The organism is Leucobacter luti (assembly GCF_004217175.1).
Classification (GTDB): domain Bacteria; phylum Actinomycetota; class Actinomycetes; order Actinomycetales; family Microbacteriaceae; genus Leucobacter; species Leucobacter luti.
Window position 1 is genome coordinate 470,263 of record NZ_SHKI01000002.1, and the last position, 18,186, is coordinate 488,448.

15 protein-coding genes are annotated in these 18,186 nt (G+C 71.4%); 12 read left to right on the forward strand and 3 right to left on the reverse strand.

The window, feature by feature from the left end; genetic code table 11:
• Positions 1 to 23 precede the first annotated feature (23 nt).
• The gene (locus EV139_RS01960) at positions 24 to 785 is read left to right on the forward strand and encodes an LmeA family phospholipid-binding protein (RefSeq protein ID WP_130452625.1); all 762 of its coding nucleotides are present in this window, start codon (positions 24 to 26) and stop codon (positions 783 to 785) included.
• Positions 786 to 805: 20 nt separating this feature from the next.
• Here the strand turns inward: EV139_RS01960 and EV139_RS01965 are convergent, their stop codons facing one another.
• Complete coding sequence (locus EV139_RS01965; protein WP_130452626.1) at positions 806 to 2,242, reverse strand: PucR family transcriptional regulator; 1,437 nt, start codon at positions 2,240 to 2,242, stop codon at positions 806 to 808.
• A 167-nt stretch (positions 2,243 to 2,409) separates the two neighbouring features.
• On the opposite strand from EV139_RS01965, the gene EV139_RS01970 reads away from it, so the two are divergent.
• The 9 genes from EV139_RS01970 (at position 2,410) to EV139_RS02010 (ending at position 14,667) form a co-directional block, all read left to right on the forward strand.
• A complete protein-coding gene (locus EV139_RS01970) occupies positions 2,410 to 3,507 on the forward strand; it encodes an alcohol dehydrogenase catalytic domain-containing protein (RefSeq protein WP_130452627.1) in 1,098 nt (365 codons plus the stop codon).
• A gap of 31 nt (positions 3,508 to 3,538) precedes the next feature.
• A complete protein-coding gene (locus EV139_RS01975; RefSeq protein WP_130452628.1) occupies positions 3,539 to 4,966 on the forward strand; it encodes an APC family permease in 1,428 nt (475 codons plus the stop codon).
• 312 nt (positions 4,967 to 5,278) lie between these two features.
• Complete coding sequence (lysA, locus tag EV139_RS01980; RefSeq protein ID WP_130452629.1) at positions 5,279 to 6,727, forward strand: diaminopimelate decarboxylase; 1,449 nt, start codon at positions 5,279 to 5,281, stop codon at positions 6,725 to 6,727.
• Entirely contained in the window at positions 6,724 to 8,034 is a 1,311-nt protein-coding gene (locus EV139_RS01985; protein ID WP_130452630.1) for a homoserine dehydrogenase, read from the forward strand. Before lysA ends, EV139_RS01985 begins: the two co-directional genes overlap by 4 nt.
• Entirely contained in the window at positions 8,031 to 8,966 is a 936-nt protein-coding gene (gene thrB, locus EV139_RS01990) for a homoserine kinase (RefSeq protein WP_130452631.1), read from the forward strand. Before EV139_RS01985 ends, thrB begins: the two co-directional genes overlap by 4 nt.
• A 222-nt stretch (positions 8,967 to 9,188) precedes the next feature.
• Positions 9,189 to 11,300, forward strand: coding sequence for a transcription termination factor Rho (locus EV139_RS01995; protein ID WP_130452632.1), 2,112 nt, complete (start codon positions 9,189 to 9,191; stop codon positions 11,298 to 11,300).
• A gap of 153 nt (positions 11,301 to 11,453) precedes the next feature.
• On the forward strand, positions 11,454 to 12,530 hold the full coding sequence (prfA, locus tag EV139_RS02000; RefSeq protein WP_130452633.1) for a peptide chain release factor 1: 1,077 nt from the start codon (positions 11,454 to 11,456) through the stop codon (positions 12,528 to 12,530).
• Positions 12,531 to 12,683: 153 nt separating this feature from the next.
• Positions 12,684 to 13,223, forward strand: a complete 540-nt coding sequence (locus EV139_RS02005) for a GNAT family N-acetyltransferase (protein ID WP_130452634.1) — start codon at positions 12,684 to 12,686, stop codon at positions 13,221 to 13,223.
• 49 nt (positions 13,224 to 13,272) lie between these two features.
• Positions 13,273 to 14,667 carry an MFS transporter gene (locus EV139_RS02010; protein ID WP_130452635.1) on the forward strand — a complete coding sequence of 465 codons (1,395 nt, stop codon included), beginning with the start codon at positions 13,273 to 13,275 and terminating at the stop codon, positions 14,665 to 14,667.
• A 66-nt stretch (positions 14,668 to 14,733) separates the two neighbouring features.
• On the opposite strand, the gene epsC is transcribed toward EV139_RS02010, so the two are convergent.
• Both epsC and cysK read right to left on the reverse strand, forming a co-directional pair.
• On the reverse strand, positions 14,734 to 15,303 hold the full coding sequence (epsC, locus tag EV139_RS02015) for a serine O-acetyltransferase EpsC (RefSeq protein WP_130452636.1): 570 nt from the start codon (positions 15,301 to 15,303) through the stop codon (positions 14,734 to 14,736).
• 162 nt (positions 15,304 to 15,465) lie between these two features.
• On the reverse strand, positions 15,466 to 16,401 hold the full coding sequence (gene cysK / locus EV139_RS02020; RefSeq protein WP_130452637.1) for a cysteine synthase A: 936 nt from the start codon (positions 16,399 to 16,401) through the stop codon (positions 15,466 to 15,468).
• A gap of 169 nt (positions 16,402 to 16,570) precedes the next feature.
• Here cysK and prmC point away from each other — a divergent pair, with 169 nt between their 5' ends.
• Together prmC and EV139_RS02030 are read left to right on the forward strand one after the other, a co-directional pair.
• Positions 16,571 to 17,461, forward strand: coding sequence for a peptide chain release factor N(5)-glutamine methyltransferase (gene prmC, locus EV139_RS02025; RefSeq protein WP_130452638.1), 891 nt, complete (start codon positions 16,571 to 16,573; stop codon positions 17,459 to 17,461).
• Positions 17,462 to 17,519: 58 nt separating this feature from the next.
• On the forward strand, positions 17,520 to 18,185 hold the full coding sequence (locus EV139_RS02030) for an L-threonylcarbamoyladenylate synthase (RefSeq protein WP_130452639.1): 666 nt from the start codon (positions 17,520 to 17,522) through the stop codon (positions 18,183 to 18,185).
• Position 18,186 lies beyond the last annotated feature (1 nt).

Sequence of the window (18,186 nt, forward strand, 5' to 3'; positions counted from 1 at the left end):
CACCCAATCTCAAAGGAGCGCGCATGGCACGGGGACGATCGAGCTGGTGGAAGAAGCTGCTGGGCGTGGTGATCGCGCTCGCGGTGCTGGGCGGGGCCGCTGAGTTCGCGCTGCGCCTGATTCTGCCCGGCGTCATCGAGACGGCCGTGCGCGGCCAGCTCAAGCTCTCCGGGGATCACCCGGTCGACGTGACCCTCGGTGGCTCGACCGTGCTCAACGCGTTCCGCGGCGGCGTGGGCGACGTGACGGTCACGGTGCCGGAGACACCGCTCGTCGACGGCATCGTGGCCGACGCGACCGTGCACGCGGGGCTCGTGCCGTTCAACCCGCTCACCGGCGAGATCCGCGACGGCACCGTCGAGCTCACGGTGCCGCAGGATCAGCTCGCCGGGGTGGTCAAGCTGCTCACCAAGGGCGTTGCCACCACCGGCGAGGTGCGCGACGGTGAGCTGGTGGTGGGCCGCTCGGTGACGATCCTGGGCCAGGAGATCCCGCTGACGATCGGGCTGGGCCTGAGCGTCGCGGACGGCGACGTGCTCCTCGAACCGAAGCAGGTGAGCGCCGCCGGCCTCGACCTGAGCGCGGAGCAGATCTCGCAGGCAACGGGTGCACTGCTCGATCCGGTGCTGCACCCGGCCCCCGTGTGCGTTCGGGATCAGCTGCCCGCCGGGGTGACGCTCACCGACGTGACCCTGTCGAGCACCGGCACCGCGATCATCGAGGCGAAGCTCGCGCCGGATGCCGTCTCGAACCCGGCGCAGCGCGCGAAGGGGAGCTGCGAGTAGCCTCCGCGCGCCGGTCGGGGCTAGAGCCCCGCGGCGCGCAGCGCGAGCCAGGCCGCCGCGCGGTCGTCGGCCCGATCCATCGCGAGGCCGGTGAGTTCCTCGACGCGCCGGATCCGCGCCACGAGGGTCTGCCGGTGAATCCCGAGCCGCGCCGCGCTGCTGCGGTGCGCCCCGTGCTCGGCGAGGAAGACGCGCAGGGTCTGCCCGAGCTCGCCGTGCGCGCCGTCGGCGTCGCGGAGCGGGTCGAGCACGCTCGCGATCTCGGCGGTCGCGCTGTGTTCGAGCGCCGAGAAGACGAGGCCGACCGTGGGGAGCGCGCTGAAGCTCACCACCGCGAGGCCGTCCTCGAACGCAGTGTCGAGCGCCTGCCTGGCCTGCACGCCGCTGCGTGAGAGCGCGTGCACGGGGGCGGGGTCGCCGATGCCGAGGTGCAACCGGCTTCCCGCAACCGGCGCGAACTCCTGCACCCGCGCCGTGAGCTCGGCAACCACGTCGTCGCGCACGAACCCGGAGACGCGGCCGTGCGCCGTGGCGAACACGTGCTCGGCCCCGAACTCGTCGAACCAGCGCCCCAGCAGGCGTTCCGGGTCGATCGAGCGGGTCCGGGTGCCGAGCTCGAACGCGGTGAGCTGTGACTCGTGGATGCCCCAGCGGTGCAGCAGCTCCGGCGCTTCCGGGCCGCCCGCCACGAGTGTTTCGAGCAGTGCCGCGCGCCCGAGGTGCTCGGTGAGCGATGGGTTGTGGGTGCGCAGCAGAAGGTCGAAGAGCGCCGCGGCGAGCGAGGCGAGGTCGCGCGCGTGGCTGGTGCGGCTCGACCGCGTCGCGACCACGAGGCGCGCCGCCAGGTCGCCGTCGGAGCCGACCGGGTGCAGTTGTAGCCCGGCGTGCCGCACACGCACCGGGCGCCCGGTCGCGATCGCGATCGCGTCTGACTCGTGGAGGCGGCCGGCGCCGGCGCTCGCGATGAGCTGGCCCTGCGGGTCGAGCAGCACGGCCCAGCCGTCGATGCGGCGCGCGAGTTCGGCGATGACGGCGGTGACCCCGCCGCGCCGCGCCACCTGGGTGAGCACGTTCATGCCGGCGGTGACGAGCCGATCCGCGGCCGCGCGATCGTCGGCGATGATTGCGGCGAGCGTCGCGTGAAGCGCAGTCTCACCGAGCCGGGCGCCGAGGATCGCGGTCATGCCGTGCTCCGCGAGCGCCGCGCGGAGTCCCGCGCCGTCGGTATCGGAGACGTACACGGCGCCGGTGAGCGCCTCGCGCGCCGCCCCGCCGCCGCGGAGCCGACGGAGAATCTCCTGTTCAGGGCCAGTGACGAGCGTGGCGTAGTCGGGGTTCCCCACGACGACGTACGCCTCGATCGCGGTGACGCCGTCGACGGGGGTGCGCTCGTCGAGGCGGCCCTGAACGCAGGTGCCGCCCACGGCGCGCACCACGGCGGCGAGATCGAGTGCCATCCCCAGAGTGTACCAAGTGTTGATTTGATGCCGCCCAGATCGTCGAGTTGTGCAGTGACAGCGCCCGGCGTTCGTCCGTAGCATCTCCTGGTGTCGCGTTGCGGCGGGCGCTCTGTGGCGGCCGCGACGCAAAGCTCAACGACTCGAACAACGAAGGAGTGTTCCTCATGAAGGCTGTGGTGTTCCGCGATCCGGAGACCCGCGTGGAGGTCGCAGATGTGACCCTCGCCGCACCGAAGGCGGGGGAGGTGCGGGTCAAGATCGCCGCCGCCGGCGTCTGCCATTCAGACCTGCACGTGAAGCGCGGCGAGTGGGAGGCTCCCGCGCCGATGGTGATGGGCCACGAGGGCTCGGGCGTCGTCACCGAGCTCGGCGAGGGCGTCACCTCGCTCGCCGTGGGCGACCACGTGGTGCTCAGCTGGGTGCCGCCGTGCGGGGAGTGCCGCTACTGCCTGCAGGGCCACGAGGCACGCTGCCAGAAGGTTGCCACGGTCGTGGCGCCCCAGGGCGTGCTCTTCGACGGCACCTCGCGCCTCGCGCTCAACGAGGAACCGATCCACCACTACCTCGGCGTCTCCTCGTTCGCCGAGGAGGTCGTGGTCCCGGCATCGGGCGCAATCAAGGTGCGCGACGACGCGCCGCTCGACGTGATCGCGGTCGTCGGCTGCGCCGTCGCCACGGGCGTCGGCGCCGTGCTGAACACCGCCGCGGTGGAGCCGGGCGCGACCGTCGCCGTCATCGGCTGCGGCGGCGTTGGCCTCAACGTGGTGCAGGGCGCGAAGCTTGCGGGCGCCGAGCGCATCATCGCCATCGACATCGTCCCCGAGAAGACCGCGATGGCGCTCCAGTTTGGTGCGACCGACCGGATCGACTCGTCCGAGCGCGACGCGGTCGAGCAGCTCTTCGAACTCATCCCCGATGGCGTTGACTACGCCTTCGACGCGATCGGCCGCACGATCACCACCGAGCAGGCGATTCAGATGCTCGGCCTGGGCGGTGCCGCCGTGATCGTTGGCCTGCCGCCGACCGGCGCCCGCGCCTCGTTCGAGCCCCTCGTGCTCGCCGAGGCGGACCAGCGCATCCTCGGGTCGAACTACGGCTCGGTGCGCCCGTCGATCGACATCCCCGCGCTCGTCGACCGCTACATGGACGGCCAGCTCAAGCTTGATCCGCTGATCTCGGGTCGCCGCCCGCTCGACGAGGCGGCCGAGGCGCTCGACGACCTCGAAGCCGGCGGCGTGCTGCGCACCCTCCTCATCCCGTAACCCACCTCAACGAAGAGAGATTCAACTCACCATGACTCAGACCACTGAACGGAAGGTCGACGCCGGCCTGCGCGAGGGGGTGATGTCTGGCCCCGAGCTCGCGGCACAGGCAATCGCCAACATCGCGCCGAGCGCCGTCATCGCCTTCACCGCCGCCTCGATCTTCCTCGGGGCCGGCAACGGCACCATGTTCGCGTTCGTCCTCGCGACGATCGTGATTCTCTGCGTGGGCTACATCGTGTCGATGTTCGCGCGCCGCCACGCCTCGGCGGGCTCCCTCTACACCTACGTCTCGAAGGGCCTCGGCCCCACCGGCGCGTTCGCCGCGGGCGTCGCGCTGCTGATCGGCTCGTGGGGCATCGCGGCCGGCTCGCTCGGCGGTGCGGTCTCCTACGCGTCCGACCTGCTGCAGATCTTTGGGATCTCGAGCGCCTCGAGCACCGGCTGGCTCATCGCCCTCGCGGTCATCATCGGCGGGCTCGCAACCTTCTTCACGATCCGCGGGATCCGGATCTCGGCGCGCGTTTCACTCGTGCTCGAGCTCGTCTCCGTGTTCATCATCCTCGTGCTGCTGATCGCCGCGCTCGTGTGGCTCGGCCCCGACGCCTGGGACCCGGCGCAGTTCACGTTCGACGGCGTTCCGTTCCAGGGCGTCGCCGCCGGTATGGTGCTCGGTATCCTCGGCTTCGTCGGCTTTTCCTCTGCCGACGCGCTCGGGCGCGAGGCGCGCAACCCGCACACCGCCATCCCGCGCGCGATCATGTGGAGCGCGGTCGTGGTCGGCGTGCTCTACGTCTTCGCGGCGTACACGCAGATCGCCGTGCTCGGCGACGCGCTCGGCGAGGTGGCGAGCCCGCTGCAGGCAATCAATGACCGGATCGGGATGCCCGGCTGGTTCGCCCCGGTGCTCGTGTTCGGCGTTGCCGCGTCGTTCTTCGCCGTGGTGGTCGCTCCGCTCAACGTGGTGGGCCGCATCGTCTACGTGATGGGCAAGGAGGGCGTGGTGCCCGAGCGCTTCGGACGCACGCACGAGACCCACCTCACCCCGCACCGCGTGCTGCTGATTGCCGGCCCCGCCGCGATCGTGCTCGACGTGATCCTGCTGCTCGCCGGCACGCACCCGATGGACATCGTGGTGTGGGTGGACACCTACGGCACGTACGGCTACATGGTGGCCTACTCGCTCGTGGCGATCGCCGGTGTGGTGTACACCACGCGCGCGGGGATCCCCAACCGCATGGTCTGGCTCTGCGCGGTCGTCGCGGTCGCCGCGATGGTCTACGTGTTCATTGCGAACGTGTTCCCCGTCCCGGCGTTCCCGATCAACGTGATCCCGTACCTGTTCGCCGCGACCATGCTGCTCGCGTTCATCCGCTTCTGGTGGATCAAGGCGAACCGGCCCGAGGTGCTCGACCGGGTGGGCAACACCGACACCGCGATGATGTCGGGCGTCGGCTAGGCCGCACACTCTGCGGCGGGGGCCGGTCACGCACTGCGTGGCCGGCCCCCGCTGTATCTGCGGGGGCGCACGCCAGGCCCCCGCTCCGTCCGTCTCAGGCGCCGCGCCCCGGCACTGCACTCCTGCGTCGCAACGCGGCGTCGCAGCACCTGCGCGGCATGCGCGGCACGCTAAGCTAAACGGGTTCGTTCTGAGCGCACAGCTCCGTTCGCACGGCTTCAGGGGCCAATCCGGGTCCGCTCGCCATCGGCTGCCCGTTGCAGCCTCGCGAGCGTCGACGATCGAAGCCGGACCCCACCCCAGGAGCGAACGATGACACAGGCGCACCGCGCGGCCACGCCACACGCGATCGACCCGCGCGTCTTTCCCCCGACCGCGCGCCGCGGCAGCAGCTGCGGCGAACTCAAGCTTGGCGGCATCCGCGCCACCGCGCTCACGGCCGAGTTTGGCTCGCCGCTGTACGTGGTCGACGAGGACGCGGCCCGCGCCCGCGCGGTCGAGGTGCGCACCGCGCTGCAGGCGGAGGCCGAGCGCATCGGCACGACCGCGACCGTCTACTACGCCACGAAGGCGTTCCTGTGCGTCGAGGTGGCGCGCTGGATGGCCGACGAGGGGCTCGCGATCGATGTTGCCAGCGGCGGTGAGCTCGCCGTCGCCCTCGCCGCGGGGGTCGACCCGGCACTGATCGGGTTCCACGGGAACAACAAGTCGGTGCCCGAGATCGAGCGCGCGGTTGCCGCCGGAGTGGGCACCATCATCCTCGACAGCGAGTTCGAGACCGAGCGCGTCGCCGCCGCGGCCGCGGCCGCGGGGATCCGGCAGCGCGTGCGGCTCCGCGTCAACAGCGGCGTGCACGCCTCCACCCACGACTTCCTCGCGACCTCCCACGAGGACCAGAAGTTTGGGCAGCCCCTCGCCGAGGCGCCGCGGCTGCTGCGCGAGATCCTCCGCCACGACAACCTCGACTTCGTGGGGCTGCACTGCCACATCGGCTCGCAGATCTTCGCCACCGACGGGTTCCGCGAGTCGGCACGCCGCCTGCTGGGCGCGTACCCCGAGCTCGCGCGCATCGCCGGCCGGCCGATCCCCGAACTCAACCTCGGCGGCGGCTTCGGCATCGCGTACACGAGCGCCGAGGCAGACGAGCTGCCGGCGATCGCCGACATCGCCCGTGAGCTCGCCGACATCGTTGCCGAGACGGCGGCCGAGGTCAACGTGCCGCTGCCGAAGCTCGCGTTCGAGCCCGGGCGCGCAATTATCGGCCAGGCCGGCGTGACGCTCTACACCGTGGGCACCACGAAGTCGGTGCAGCTGGCGGGCAGCGACGCGGCGGCGGACCCCGCCGACCTCGGCTACGCGGAGCGCCTGTACGTGAGTGTCGATGGCGGCATGAGCGACAACCCGCGCCCCGCGCTCTACGGTGCCGACTACCAGGTGCGGATCGCGAACCGCGAGAGCGCGGCCGCGCCCGCGCTCGTGCGCGTCGTGGGCAAGCACTGCGAGTCCGGCGACATCGTGGTGCAGCGCGACGAGATCCCGGGCGACGTGCGCCCGGGCGACACCCTCGCGGTCGCCGCCACCGGCGCCTACTGCTGGTCGCTCGCGAGCACCTACAACTACGTCCCGCGGCCCCCGGTCGTGGCGATCTCGGGCGGCTCAGCCCGCATCATTGTGCGCGGCGACACCGAAGAAGAACTCCTCGCGAAGAGCGTGTCTGACGCGCCGCGATTTACCCCAACCACGAACGGAGCAACCAAGTGAACGGATACCGTGATCTGCGCGTTGCGCTGCTGGGCTGCGGCTCGGTCGGTGCGCAGACGGCCAGACTGATCCTCGAGCACGGGGAGGAACTGGCATCGCGCATTGGTGCACGGTTGACGCTCGCGGGGATCGCCGTGCGCGACGTGACCGCGAAGCGCGATGTGGATCTGCCGCAGGAACTCTTCACCACCGACGCCGAGCGCCTGGTGCAGGGCGCCGACATCGTGATCGAGCTCATGGGTGGGATCGAGCCGGCGCGCACGCTCATCATGCAGGCGCTGCAGGGCGGCGCCGACGTGGTGACGGCGAACAAGGCGCTCATCGCCGCGTACGGCAGCGAGCTATCAGACGCGGCCGAGCAGGTCGGCGCGCAGCTGTCGTACGAGGCGGCGGTGGCGGCGGCGATCCCGATCCTGCGCCCGCTGCGCGAGAGCCTCGCCGGCGACCACATCACGCGCGTGCTCGGAATCGTGAACGGGTCAACCAACTACATCCTCGATCGCATGGACCGCTTTGGCGACAGCGCGGAGGACGCCATGCGCGTGGCGAGCGAGCTCGGCTACCTTGAAGCCGACCCCACCCTCGACGTCGAGGGGTACGACGCCGCGCAGAAGGCGACGATCCTCGCGAGCATCGCCTTCCACACCGAGGTGCCGGTTGCGGCCGTGTACCGCGAGGGGATCTCGGGCATCACGCTCACCCAGATCGAGGCCGCAAAGCACGCGGGCTTCGTGATCAAGCTGCTCGCCATCGCCGAGCGCATCACCGCGGCCGACGGGGTCGCGGGCGTTTCGGCGCGCGTCTACCCGGCGCTGATCCGCCGGGACCACCCGCTTGCCGCCGTGTACGGCGGCAAGAACGCGGTCTTCGTTGAGGCCGAGGCCGCGGGCGAGCTGATGTTCTACGGTGCGGGCGCCGGTGGCGCCGAGACCGCCTCCGCGGTGCTGGGCGACCTTGTCTCCGCGGCTCGCCGCCACGTCGTGGGCGGCCCCGGGATCCCGGGCTCGCTGCACGCTGAGCTGCCGATCCTGCCGGTCGGCGAGGTGAACACCGCCTACCAGGTGATGCTCGATGTGCGTGATCAGCCCGGCGTGCTCGCCGGCATCGCCGGGATCCTCGCGGAGCACGGCGTTTCGGCCGCGAGCGTGGAGCAGTCGGTCGCGCAGGACCAGGCCGGCAGCGCCGCGCTCGTGATCGGTACCCACGTGGCACGCGAGGCAGACCTCGCCGCGATGGTGGCGGCGCTGCGCGCCTCCGACATGGTGCTCGACGTGACCAGCGTGCTGCGGCTCGAGGGCAACGCGTGAGCGCCGCCGCGCCGCGCGCCGTCCGCGTTCGGGTCCCCGCGACGAGCGCGAACCTCGGCCCCGGCTTCGACACGCTTGGGATCGCGCTCGCCTACGGCGACGACCTCACCGTGGTGACCCGGGACGAGCCCGGCGCCACCGTTGAGGTCACGGGCGTGGGGGAGGGTGAGGTCCCCACCGACGCGTCAAACCTCGTCGTCCGCTCGGCCGCGCACGTCTACGAGCGGCTCGGCCGCGAGCTGCCGGGACTCAACGTCGCGGCAACCAACCGGATCCCGCACGGCCGGGGCATGGGGTCCTCGGGCTCCGCGATCGTGGCGGGCGTGATGATCGCCGCTGGGCTCCTCGAGAGCGACCCCGAGGCGCCGCTCCAGCTCAGCGAGGAACAGCTGCTCGCGTTCGCGACCGAGCTTGAGGGACACCCCGACAACGTGGCGCCGGCGCTGTTCGGCGGACTCACGATCGCGTGGTCCACGCCCAACGGCCCGCGGTTCAAGCGGCTCATGGTGCACCGCGGGGTCGCTCCGCTGGTGCTCGTGCCGAGCTTCACGATGTCCACGGAGCTCGCGCGCAGCCTGCAGCCGAAGCAGGTGCCCCACGAGGACGCCGTGTTCAACGTGTCGCGCTCCGCGCTCCTCATCGCGGCGCTCACGCAGAGCCCGGAGCTGCTCATGGAGGCCACCGAGGATCGGCTGCACCAGAACTACCGCGGCGACGCGATGCCGCTCACGCGCGATCTGATCCGCGAGCTGCGCGACGCCGGGCACCCGGCGGTCGTCTCGGGTGCGGGCCCGTCGATCCTGGTGCTCTCGAACGGGCCCGCCGAGCGGCTCGCCGCGGCCGACTTGGTGGCGCAAGAACACCCGGACTGGCGCGTATTGATCCTTGCCGTGGACACGAAGGGTGCTACAGTGGAGGCGATCCCCGCGTAGCCGGTCCCTCAGTCTGAGTGGGTCGGGTGCCCGCGGCCAGGATGGTTTCGGCGTGAGTCCGTAGCGACGCGCGATCGTCCAACATCCCTGACCGTGGAGTGTGGATCGTTTCCTTCACCGCGACGCGACTGTCCGGTGATCCCGACGCACGAGACGTGCACCACCGCGGGAAGGCGAAGCCGTATGCGCGCGCTTTTCCGACGGCGTTCCGAAAGGAAGAACGTGGAATCCAACGTAACCGACCAGACCCCCGCGACCCCAGCCGAGGAGACCGCACCGCCGCGTCGCCGCGCGTCGCGTCGCGTGACCGCTGCCGCGGGCGCAACGACCGATGCCGCAGCAGCGGCGCCGGCCGGCGCACCGGCAACTGAGGCTCCGGCCGCAGCGCCCGCCGCCGCTGAGGCTCCGGCAGCGCCGGCGGCACAGGCGGAGGCCCCGGCGGCAGACGCCGCCGAGGCTGCGCCGAAGAAGCGCGCCACCCGGTCGCGTAAGAAGGCTGACGAGGCTCCCGCCGAGGCCGCCTCGGCCGAGGCCCCCGCAGCCGAGGCCCCCGCGGCCGCCGCAACTGCCGACTCCGAGGCAGAGGCGGCGCCGAAGAAGCGCGCCACTCGCACGCGTAAGAAGGCCGCCGACGCCGAGGCTCCCGCAGCCGAGGCGACCGAGGCGGCGCCCGCCGCGAGCGCGGCAGCCCAGACCACCGACGCCGCCGCAGACGCGGCTGAGGCCCCCGCCGAGCCGGCAAAGCGCTCGCGCAGCCGGCGCGCCAAGAGCGACGAGGCAGCGCCCGCCGCTGAGACGACCGCGGCAGACGCCGCGCCGGCAGAGGCCCCGGCTTCCGAGCAGGGCGCGCCCCAGGCAGAGGGCGACACCGCCACCGGCCAGGCGCAGAGCGACTCCGAGAGCACCGACGGCGAGAAGCCGACGCGCAACCGCCGCGGTCGTGGCCGCGGCCAGAAGAACGACAGCGCCGAGCAGTCGAACGACGCTGCGGACCAGTCGGCCGAGGGCGATGATTCGAACAAGGGCGGTCGTGGCCAGAACCGGCAGAACGGATCTAACGGCCAGAACGGGTCGAACGGCCAGAACGGGTCGAACACCGGCCCGAGCTCGGATAAGAACAACGCGGAGAGCGCGTCGCGCTCAAGCCGCACCCGCCAGCGCGACCGCAAGCGCCGTGGCACCGGTGACGACTTCGAGCCGGAGATCACCGAGGACGACGTGCTGCTGCCCATCGCCGGCATCCTCGACGTGCTCGACAACTACGCGTTCGTGCGCACCAGCGGCTACCTGCCGGGCAACAGCGACGTGTACGTCTCGCTCGGCCAGGTGAAGAAGTACGGCCTGCGCCGCGGCGACGCGGTAGTCGGCGCGATTCGCCAGCCCCGCGAGAGCGACGCCGGCAACCGCCAGAAGTACAACGCGATCGTGAAGATCGACTCGGTCAACGGGCGCACGCTCGACGAGAACGAGAAGCGGCCGGACGTGGCCGACCTCACGCCGATCTACCCGGACACCCGGCTGCGCCTCGAGGGCACCCCGGACGCGCAGCTCGGCCGCGCGATCGACCTCGTTGCACCGATCGGGTTCGGGCAGCGCGCCCTCGTGGTGCTCCCCGCGCGCACCGCTGGTACCCCGGTGCTCGGTGAGCTCGCGGAGGCCGTGCGGGCGAACGCGCCCGAGGCGCACCTGATGCTCGTCCTCGCAGACGCGCAGCCCGAGCACGTCACGCACCTTGAGCGCACCGTGCGCGGCGAGGTCGTCGCGGCGACGTTCGACCGCCCCGCCGAGGACCAGGCGACGATCGCTGAGCTCGCGATCGAGCGCGCGAAGCGCATGGTCGAGCTCGGGCACGATGTCGTCGTGCTCGTCGACTCGCTCAACAGCTTCGCCCGGGCCTACGCGCAGGCTCAGCACACGCCCACCCGTCCGGCGCACGACGAGATCGACGAGTTCGCCCTCGGCCAGCTCAAGAAGCTGCTCGCTGCTGCGCGCAACGTCGAGAACGGTGGTTCGCTGACCATCCTCGCCGCGGTGCACCACGGCACGGGGATCGCCGCTGACAAGACGCTGCTGCGCGAGGCGCGTCGGGTGGCCAACAGCGAAATCCGGATCGCGAAGACCCGCGCGGGGCTTGCCCCCGTCGTGGACCTGGCGAAGTCGCGCACGCTGAACGCCGAGACGGTGCTCAGCGCCGACGAGGCCGGCGTGCTCGGTCTGGTCCGCGATGCACTGCACGACGAGCAGGCCCCCAAGCGCGTGTTTGATCGCATCCGGGCCACCAGCTCGAACGCCGCACTGCTCGCCGAGATCCAGCGCGCCGGCGGTCTCTCCTAGCACGCACCCCGCACTCCGCGATTGATCACGGGCTTCCCGTCATCCTGCGCGCGCGGAGGTGGTCGCGGGACCCGGCACTGCGCCGGGTCCCGCGGCTTCGGCCGCTCAGCGGTCGGAGCGCAGGGTGCTGAGCTCACATCATCCGGAGGAAACATGTTCGAACAGGTCGAAGGGCTGCTCACCGAGCACGCGCAGCTGCAGGAAGACCTCGCCGATCCGGCGCTGCACGCCGATGCGGCACGCGCCAAGAAGGTGAACCGGCGCTACGCCGAGCTCAACAAGATTAAGGTCGCCTACGAGCACTGGCAGCAGCTGGGGAGTGACCTTGAGGCCGCGCGCGAGCTCGCCCGCGAGGACGAGGCGTTCGCCGAGGAGATCCCCGAGCTGGAGACCGGCCTCGCAGAGGCGCAGGAGAAGGTGCGCCGCCTCCTCATCCCGCGCGACCCGGACGACGGGCGCGACGTGATTCTTGAGATCAAGGGCGGCGAGGGCGGTGCCGAGTCGGCGCTGTTCGGGGCCGACCTGCTCCGCATGTACATGTACTACGCGGAGTCGAAGGGGTGGAAGACAGAGATCCTCGAGAAGGACGAGAGTGACCTCGGCGGCTACAAGAACGTGCAGGTCGCGATCAAGACCAACGCCAGCGACCCGTCGCAGGGCGCCTGGGCGCACCTGAAGTACGAGGGCGGCGTGCACCGCGTGCAGCGCGTCCCCGTGACCGAGTCGCAGGGTCGCATCCACACCTCCACCACCGGCGTGCTCGTCTACCCCGAGGTCGACGAGCCCGAAGAGGTCGAGATCCACCAGAACGACCTCAAGATCGACGTGTACCGCTCGTCCGGCCCCGGCGGCCAGTCGGTCAACACGACCGACTCCGCGGTGCGCATCACGCACCTCCCCACGGGGATCGTGGTCGCAATGCAGAACGAGAAGTCGCAGCTGCAGAACCGCGAGGCCGGGATGCGCGTGCTGCGCGCCCGCATCCTCGCGCGGCAGCAGGAGGAGAAGGCGGCCGAGGCGAGCGCGCACCGCTCCAGCCAGATCCGCACCATGGATCGCTCCGAGCGCATCCGCACGTACAACTTCCCGGAGAACCGCATTGCGGATCACCGCACCGGATTCAAGGCGTACAACCTCGACCACGTGATGAACGGGGCGCTCGATCCGGTGATCGAGTCCTGCATCCGCATGGACGAGGAGTCGCGCCTGGCCGCGCTCGGCCAGGACTAGCGCCGTGGCCGGCCCCGCCCCGCGCGGGGCACGGCGGCCGGCGCACTCCCACACTCGGCCGCGCAGCCGCGGTCCACTTCACGCGAAGTGGACCGCGGCTGCGCGGCCGAATTGGTCTGTGATCCGGGGGAGCGCGCGCGTTACGCTGAAGCAATGACAGACATACTCGCCCCCATCGTCGGACCGCTCGTGACGCTGCGCGCCCCGCTGCAGGCCGACCACGCCCCGCTCGTCGCGATCCTCGCCGAGCCCGAAGTCTCGCTCTGGTGGGTGGGGTACACGCCGGAGCGCGTGCAGGCCGAGTTCATCGACCAGCCCGAGGTCGTCCGCATCATCGAGATCGACGGCGAGTGCGCCGGTGCGATGTTCGTGCTGCGCGGCGACGACGCCGAGTACCCGACCACCGTGATGCACATCTTCATCGGCACGCGGTTCCGTGGCCGCCGCATCGGCGAGGAGGCGCTCGCCCTCGCGATCCGCGCAGAGTTCGCCGCCGGGATCACGCGCGTTACCCTCGACCCGAACATCAACAACGAGGGCGTGATCCGCAGCTACGAGCGGCTGGGCTTCCGGCGCATCGGCGTGCTCCGCGACTACCAGGTGCGCCCCGGCGGACACCTCGAGGACGCCGTGTTCCTCGACCTTACCCGCGGCGAATTCCCCGACGGCCCGCCGCTCCCGCAGCGCGCCTAGGCGCGCGGCCCGGCCGGGCCGCGCCGGCCACGGGAGTAGCATGGGGCATATGCCTACCGCCCGCCGTCCACTCCTCCCATGGATCGTGTGGGGCACGGCGGCGGCGCTCTACGCGGTCGCGATCATCAACCGCTCCTCGCTCGCGGCGCTCGGCCCGGCGGCGCAGGACCACTTCGGCATCGACGCGACCACCCTCGCAACGTTCCCGATGATCCAGCTGTTCGTGTACGCGGCGCTGCAGATCCCCGTTGGCGTGCTGATCGATCGGGTCGGGGCCACCGCGATGCTGCTGGGCGGCTCCGTGCTCATGGTGGTCGGCCAGACCGTGATGGCGACCGTCTTCGACGTGCGGCTCGCGATCCTCGCCCGCGTGCTCGTCGGCGCCGGCGACGCCTGCACGTTCATCAGTGTGATGCGCCTGCTCCCCGAGTGGTTCGCCGTGCGCCAGCTGCCGGTCGTGAGCCAGCTGACCGGGCTCATCGGCCAGGCGGGCCAGCTCGTCTCGGTGGCCCCGCTGGCCCTGTTCGTCAGCCTCGCGGGCTGGACCAACGGGTTCCTGGGGCTCGCCGCGATCGGCCTGCTCGTCACGATCCTCGGCGCGCTCGTGATCCGCGACCGGCCCGGTGTGGGCACCTTCGCCGAGCGAATGATCGGCCGCACCGGCAAGATCACGCGCAACGCGCGCAGCCTCGGCGGTTTCCAGCCCACGGGCACCGTCGAGATCGCGCCGCCGAGCACCGAGATGATCCCGGTCATGGGGGCGCCGCGGCCGCGCGCGCTCAGGTTCTGGTCGCAGGCGCGGCGGCTGCTGCGGCTCCCCGGCGTGCGCCTCGCGTACTGGGTGCACTTCACCTCGCCGTTCGCGGCAAACGTGTTCCTGCTGCTGTGGGGCACCCCGTTCCTCGTGGGCGGGATCGGGCTCGACCCGGCCGCCGCGGGCGGGCTACTCAGCCTCACGGTGCTGTCCTCGATGTTCGCCGGCCTCGTGCTCGGCCCGGTCAGCTCCCGCTTCATCGAGCGCCGGGTGTGGGTGAACCTCGGGATCGTGATCGCGATCGTGCTCACCTGGTGCGCCGTGATCTTCTGGCCCGGCACCCCGCCGACGTGGCTGCTGATCGCCCTGCTGGTGGTCATGCCGCTCGGTGGGCCGGCCTCAATGATCGCGTTTGAGGTGCTGCGCTCGCACACGCCACGCAGCTTCACCGGCTTCGCGACCGGGCTCGTCAACACCGCCGGCTTCACGGCCTCGCTGCTGGTGATCCTGCTGATCGGGCTCGTGCTCGACATGCAGGGCGCGGGGTCGCCCGAGTTGTACTCGCTCGACGCGTTCAGGGTCGCGTTCGCCGTGCAGATTCCGTTCTGGGTGCTCGGGATCGTGATGATCCTCATCGAGCAGCGCCGCACGGGCCGCTGGATGCGGGAGCACGGCCGCCGCCTGCGCTGACCCGCGGCGCTGCACTGTGACGGCGGTGCGAGGCTGCCGCCGGCGGCAGCCGCCTGCCCAGTGGGGTCAGATCACGTAGAAACCCGCGGTGTCCGGGAGCTCTGCGGTGGGGGCGCCGCGGCGCGGGCGGCCCTGAGCCGGGATCCCGGTGAGCGTGGTCCAGGTCGGCGCGGAGCGCACCACCACGGCGTTTGCGCCGACCGCGGAGTCGTCGCCGAGCTCGATGTTGCCGAGCAGCTTCGCGCCGGCGCCGATCACCACGCGGTCACCGATCGTGGGGTGCCGCTTGCCGGTCCCGTGCCCGGTCCCGCCGAGGGTCACGCCGTGGTAGATCAGCACATCGTCACCGACGACGGCGGTCTCGCCGATCACCACGCCCATGCCGTGGTCAATGAAGAGGCGGCGCCCGATCGTAGCGCCCGGGTGGATCTCGATCCCCGTGAAGAAGCGCGTGATCTGGGAGATCGCGCGGGGGATGAAGCGCATGCCGCGCCGCCACATCGCGTGCGATGCGCGGTGCCACCAGACGGCGTGCAAGCCAGAGTAGACGAAGAACACCTCGGCGCCGCCGCGTGCTGCCGGATCGTGCGCGCGAGCTGCGGCGATGTCCTCGCGGATCCGGGAAAAGATACTCACTCTGCCTCGGGGCTCTCTACTCGGGTAACTCGGTGGTCGGGGTTGGGGTCGGGTGGCTCGGGGGCCGAACCAGTGTGAAGCGGCGCTGCCTACGCCAACGCCGGGCCGGGCATTCATATGCCCGAACCCGGCGGTGTGAGCGCGTGGCTCGGAGTGCTGCGGCTAGACCGCGAGGTCCTCGTACAGCACGGTGGAGAAGTAGCGCTCGCCAAAGTCGGGGATGATCACGACGATCTTCTTGCCGGCGTTCTCGGGTCGCTGCGCGAGCTGCGTGGCGGCCCAGACGGCGGCGCCACCCGAGATGCCCGCGAGGATGCCCTCGTCGGTGCCCAGTGCGCGCGCCGTGGTGATCGAGTCGGCGAGGGTCACGTCGATGACCTCGTCGTACACGTCGCGGTCGAGGATGTCGGGGACGAAGTTGGCGCCGAGGCCCTGAATCTTGTGGGGGCCGGCCTTGCCCTCGGTGAGCAGGGGCGAGTCGATCGGCTCGACCGCCACGACCTGCACGCCGGGGTTCTTCTCCTTGAGGAATCCGCCCGCACCGGTGATGGTGCCGCCCGTGCCGATGCCGGCGACGAAGATGTCGACGGCGCCGTCGGTGTCGGCCCAGATCTCGGGGCCGGTGGTGGCGCGGTGGATCGCCGGGTTCGCGGGGTTCGCGAACTGCTTGGCGAGCACGGCGCCCGCGGTGCTCGCTGCGATCTCCTCGGCCTTCGCCACCGCGCCCTTCATGCCCAGCGGGCCCTCCGTGAGCACGATCTCGGCGCCGTATGCAGCGAGTAGCTTGCGGCGCTCGACGCTCATGGTCTCGGGCATCGTGAGGATCACCCGGTAGCCGCGCGCGGCGCCGACGAAGGCGAGCGCGATGCCCGTGTTGCCGCTCGTGCCCTCGACGATCGTGCCGCCGGGCTGCAGCGCACCGGACTTCTCCGCGGCGTCAATGATTGCGATTCCGATGCGGTCCTTGACCGAGCCCGCGGGGTTGTAGAACTCGAGCTTGGCGAGCACCTCAGCCCCGGCGTTGTTGGTCACGCGGTTCAGGCGGACGAGGGGCGTGTTCCCGAAAGCCTGGGTGATGTTGTCGTACGTCCGTGCCATGAGCGTGTGTCCTCCTGAAGTGTCGAGCTGAAGCAAGCCAGATATAGCTTTACCTTATCGGAGAAGTTTGGCCGTCTTATGAACTGCGTCACAGTGTGACGCCCGCCCGCGCGCGCGCTGCTCGGGCGGGCGCCAGCGCCCGGGGTGGGGCAGTGGCTACAGTGGGGGAGTGCACGAACGAGACGACTCCATCACCACGGGCCCCCTCCTCGACCGGCTGCGTGAGATCCTCGCCGCGGGCGGCATCGAAGACCCCGGCACCGATGCGGAGCTGATCCTCGCGCACGTGCTGGGAGAGTCCCGCGGCCGCGTACAGGCGCTCGCCGTGCTGGGCGAGCCGGTGACCGCCGAGCAGCGCGAGGCCGCCACCGAGCTCGCCGAGGAACGGGCGCGCCGCGTCCCGCTGCAGCACCTCACCGGGCGCGCGCCGTTCCGCGCCATCGAGCTCTCGGTGGGGCCCGGAGTCTTCGTGCCGCGCCCCGAAACCGAGACAGTCGCCCAGTTCGCGATCGACGCGCTGCAGCTCGTGCCGGTCGAGGCGCCCATCGCCGTCGACCTCTGCACCGGGAGCGGTGCGATTGCGCTCTCGCTGGCGCAGGAGGTGCCGAGCGCCCACGTGTGGGCGCTCGAGAAGAGCCGCGAGGCGCACGCCTGGGCGGAGCGAAACGTGCGGGAGTGGGGCGACGAGCGCGTCACCCTTGTGCTCGGTGACGTGGCGGATCTCCCGCGGATCCCCGAGTTCGCGGCTCTCGCCGGCCGCGTGCACGTGCTCATCTCGAACCCGCCCTACGTGCCGGCGGACATGGTGCCGCGCGACCCCGAGGTGCGCGATCACGACCCCGAGCTCGCGCTCTACGGCGGCTCTGATGGCCTCGACGTGGTGCGCACCATCAGCACGCTCGCCCGCGACCTCGTGCTCCCCGGCGGCGTCCTGGTGCTCGAACACGCCGAACTGCAGGGGGCCGCGATCCGAGCGCTGCTCGCCGCGGACGGGTGGCGCGCCGCCGCGACCCACCAGGACCTCACCGGCCGCGACCGGGCGACCACCGCGCTGCGGTGAGCGACCGGCCCGGCGGGTTCCCGCGGCACACAGGCCCGCAGGAGTAGAATCGGTCGCTATGGCCGAGGTCTTCGATTGCTCCGACAACTCCCAGCTGCTCAGCGGCACCCGCACCGCGCGCCGCGCGATCGGGCAGGGGTCCCTTGTCGTGCTCCCCACCGACACCGTGTACGGTGTTGCCGCCGACGCGTTCTCGCCCGAAGCGGTGCAGCGCCTGCTCGACGCGAAAGGGCGCGGGCGGCAGTCGCCGCCGCCGGTGCTGATCCCCAACACGGGCACCCTCGCCGCGCTCGCGGCGGAGGTGACGGAGCCGCTTGAAGCCCTCGCCGCGGCGTTCTGGCCGGGGGCGCTCACCATCATCACGCGCGCCAACCCCTCGCTCAGCTGGGACCTCGGCGAGACGGGCGGCACCGTCGCGCTGCGAATCCCCAACCAGCCGCTCGCGCTCGAACTGCTGCAGGAGACCGGGCCGCTCGCGGTGTCGTCGGCGAACACCACGGGCGTGCCTGCCGCACGCACCGCGGCCGCGGCTCAGGAGATGCTGGGCGACAGCGTGGCGGTCTACCTCGAGGCGGGGGAGAGCGACAGCGATGGCGTCGCCTCCACCATCATCGACGCGACCGGGCTCACCGCCGAGGGCGGCACGATCCGGGTCCTTCGCGACGGCGGTGTGAGCCGCGCCGCACTTGCCGAGGCCGTCCCGCAGGTCACCATCGAGGAGTGAC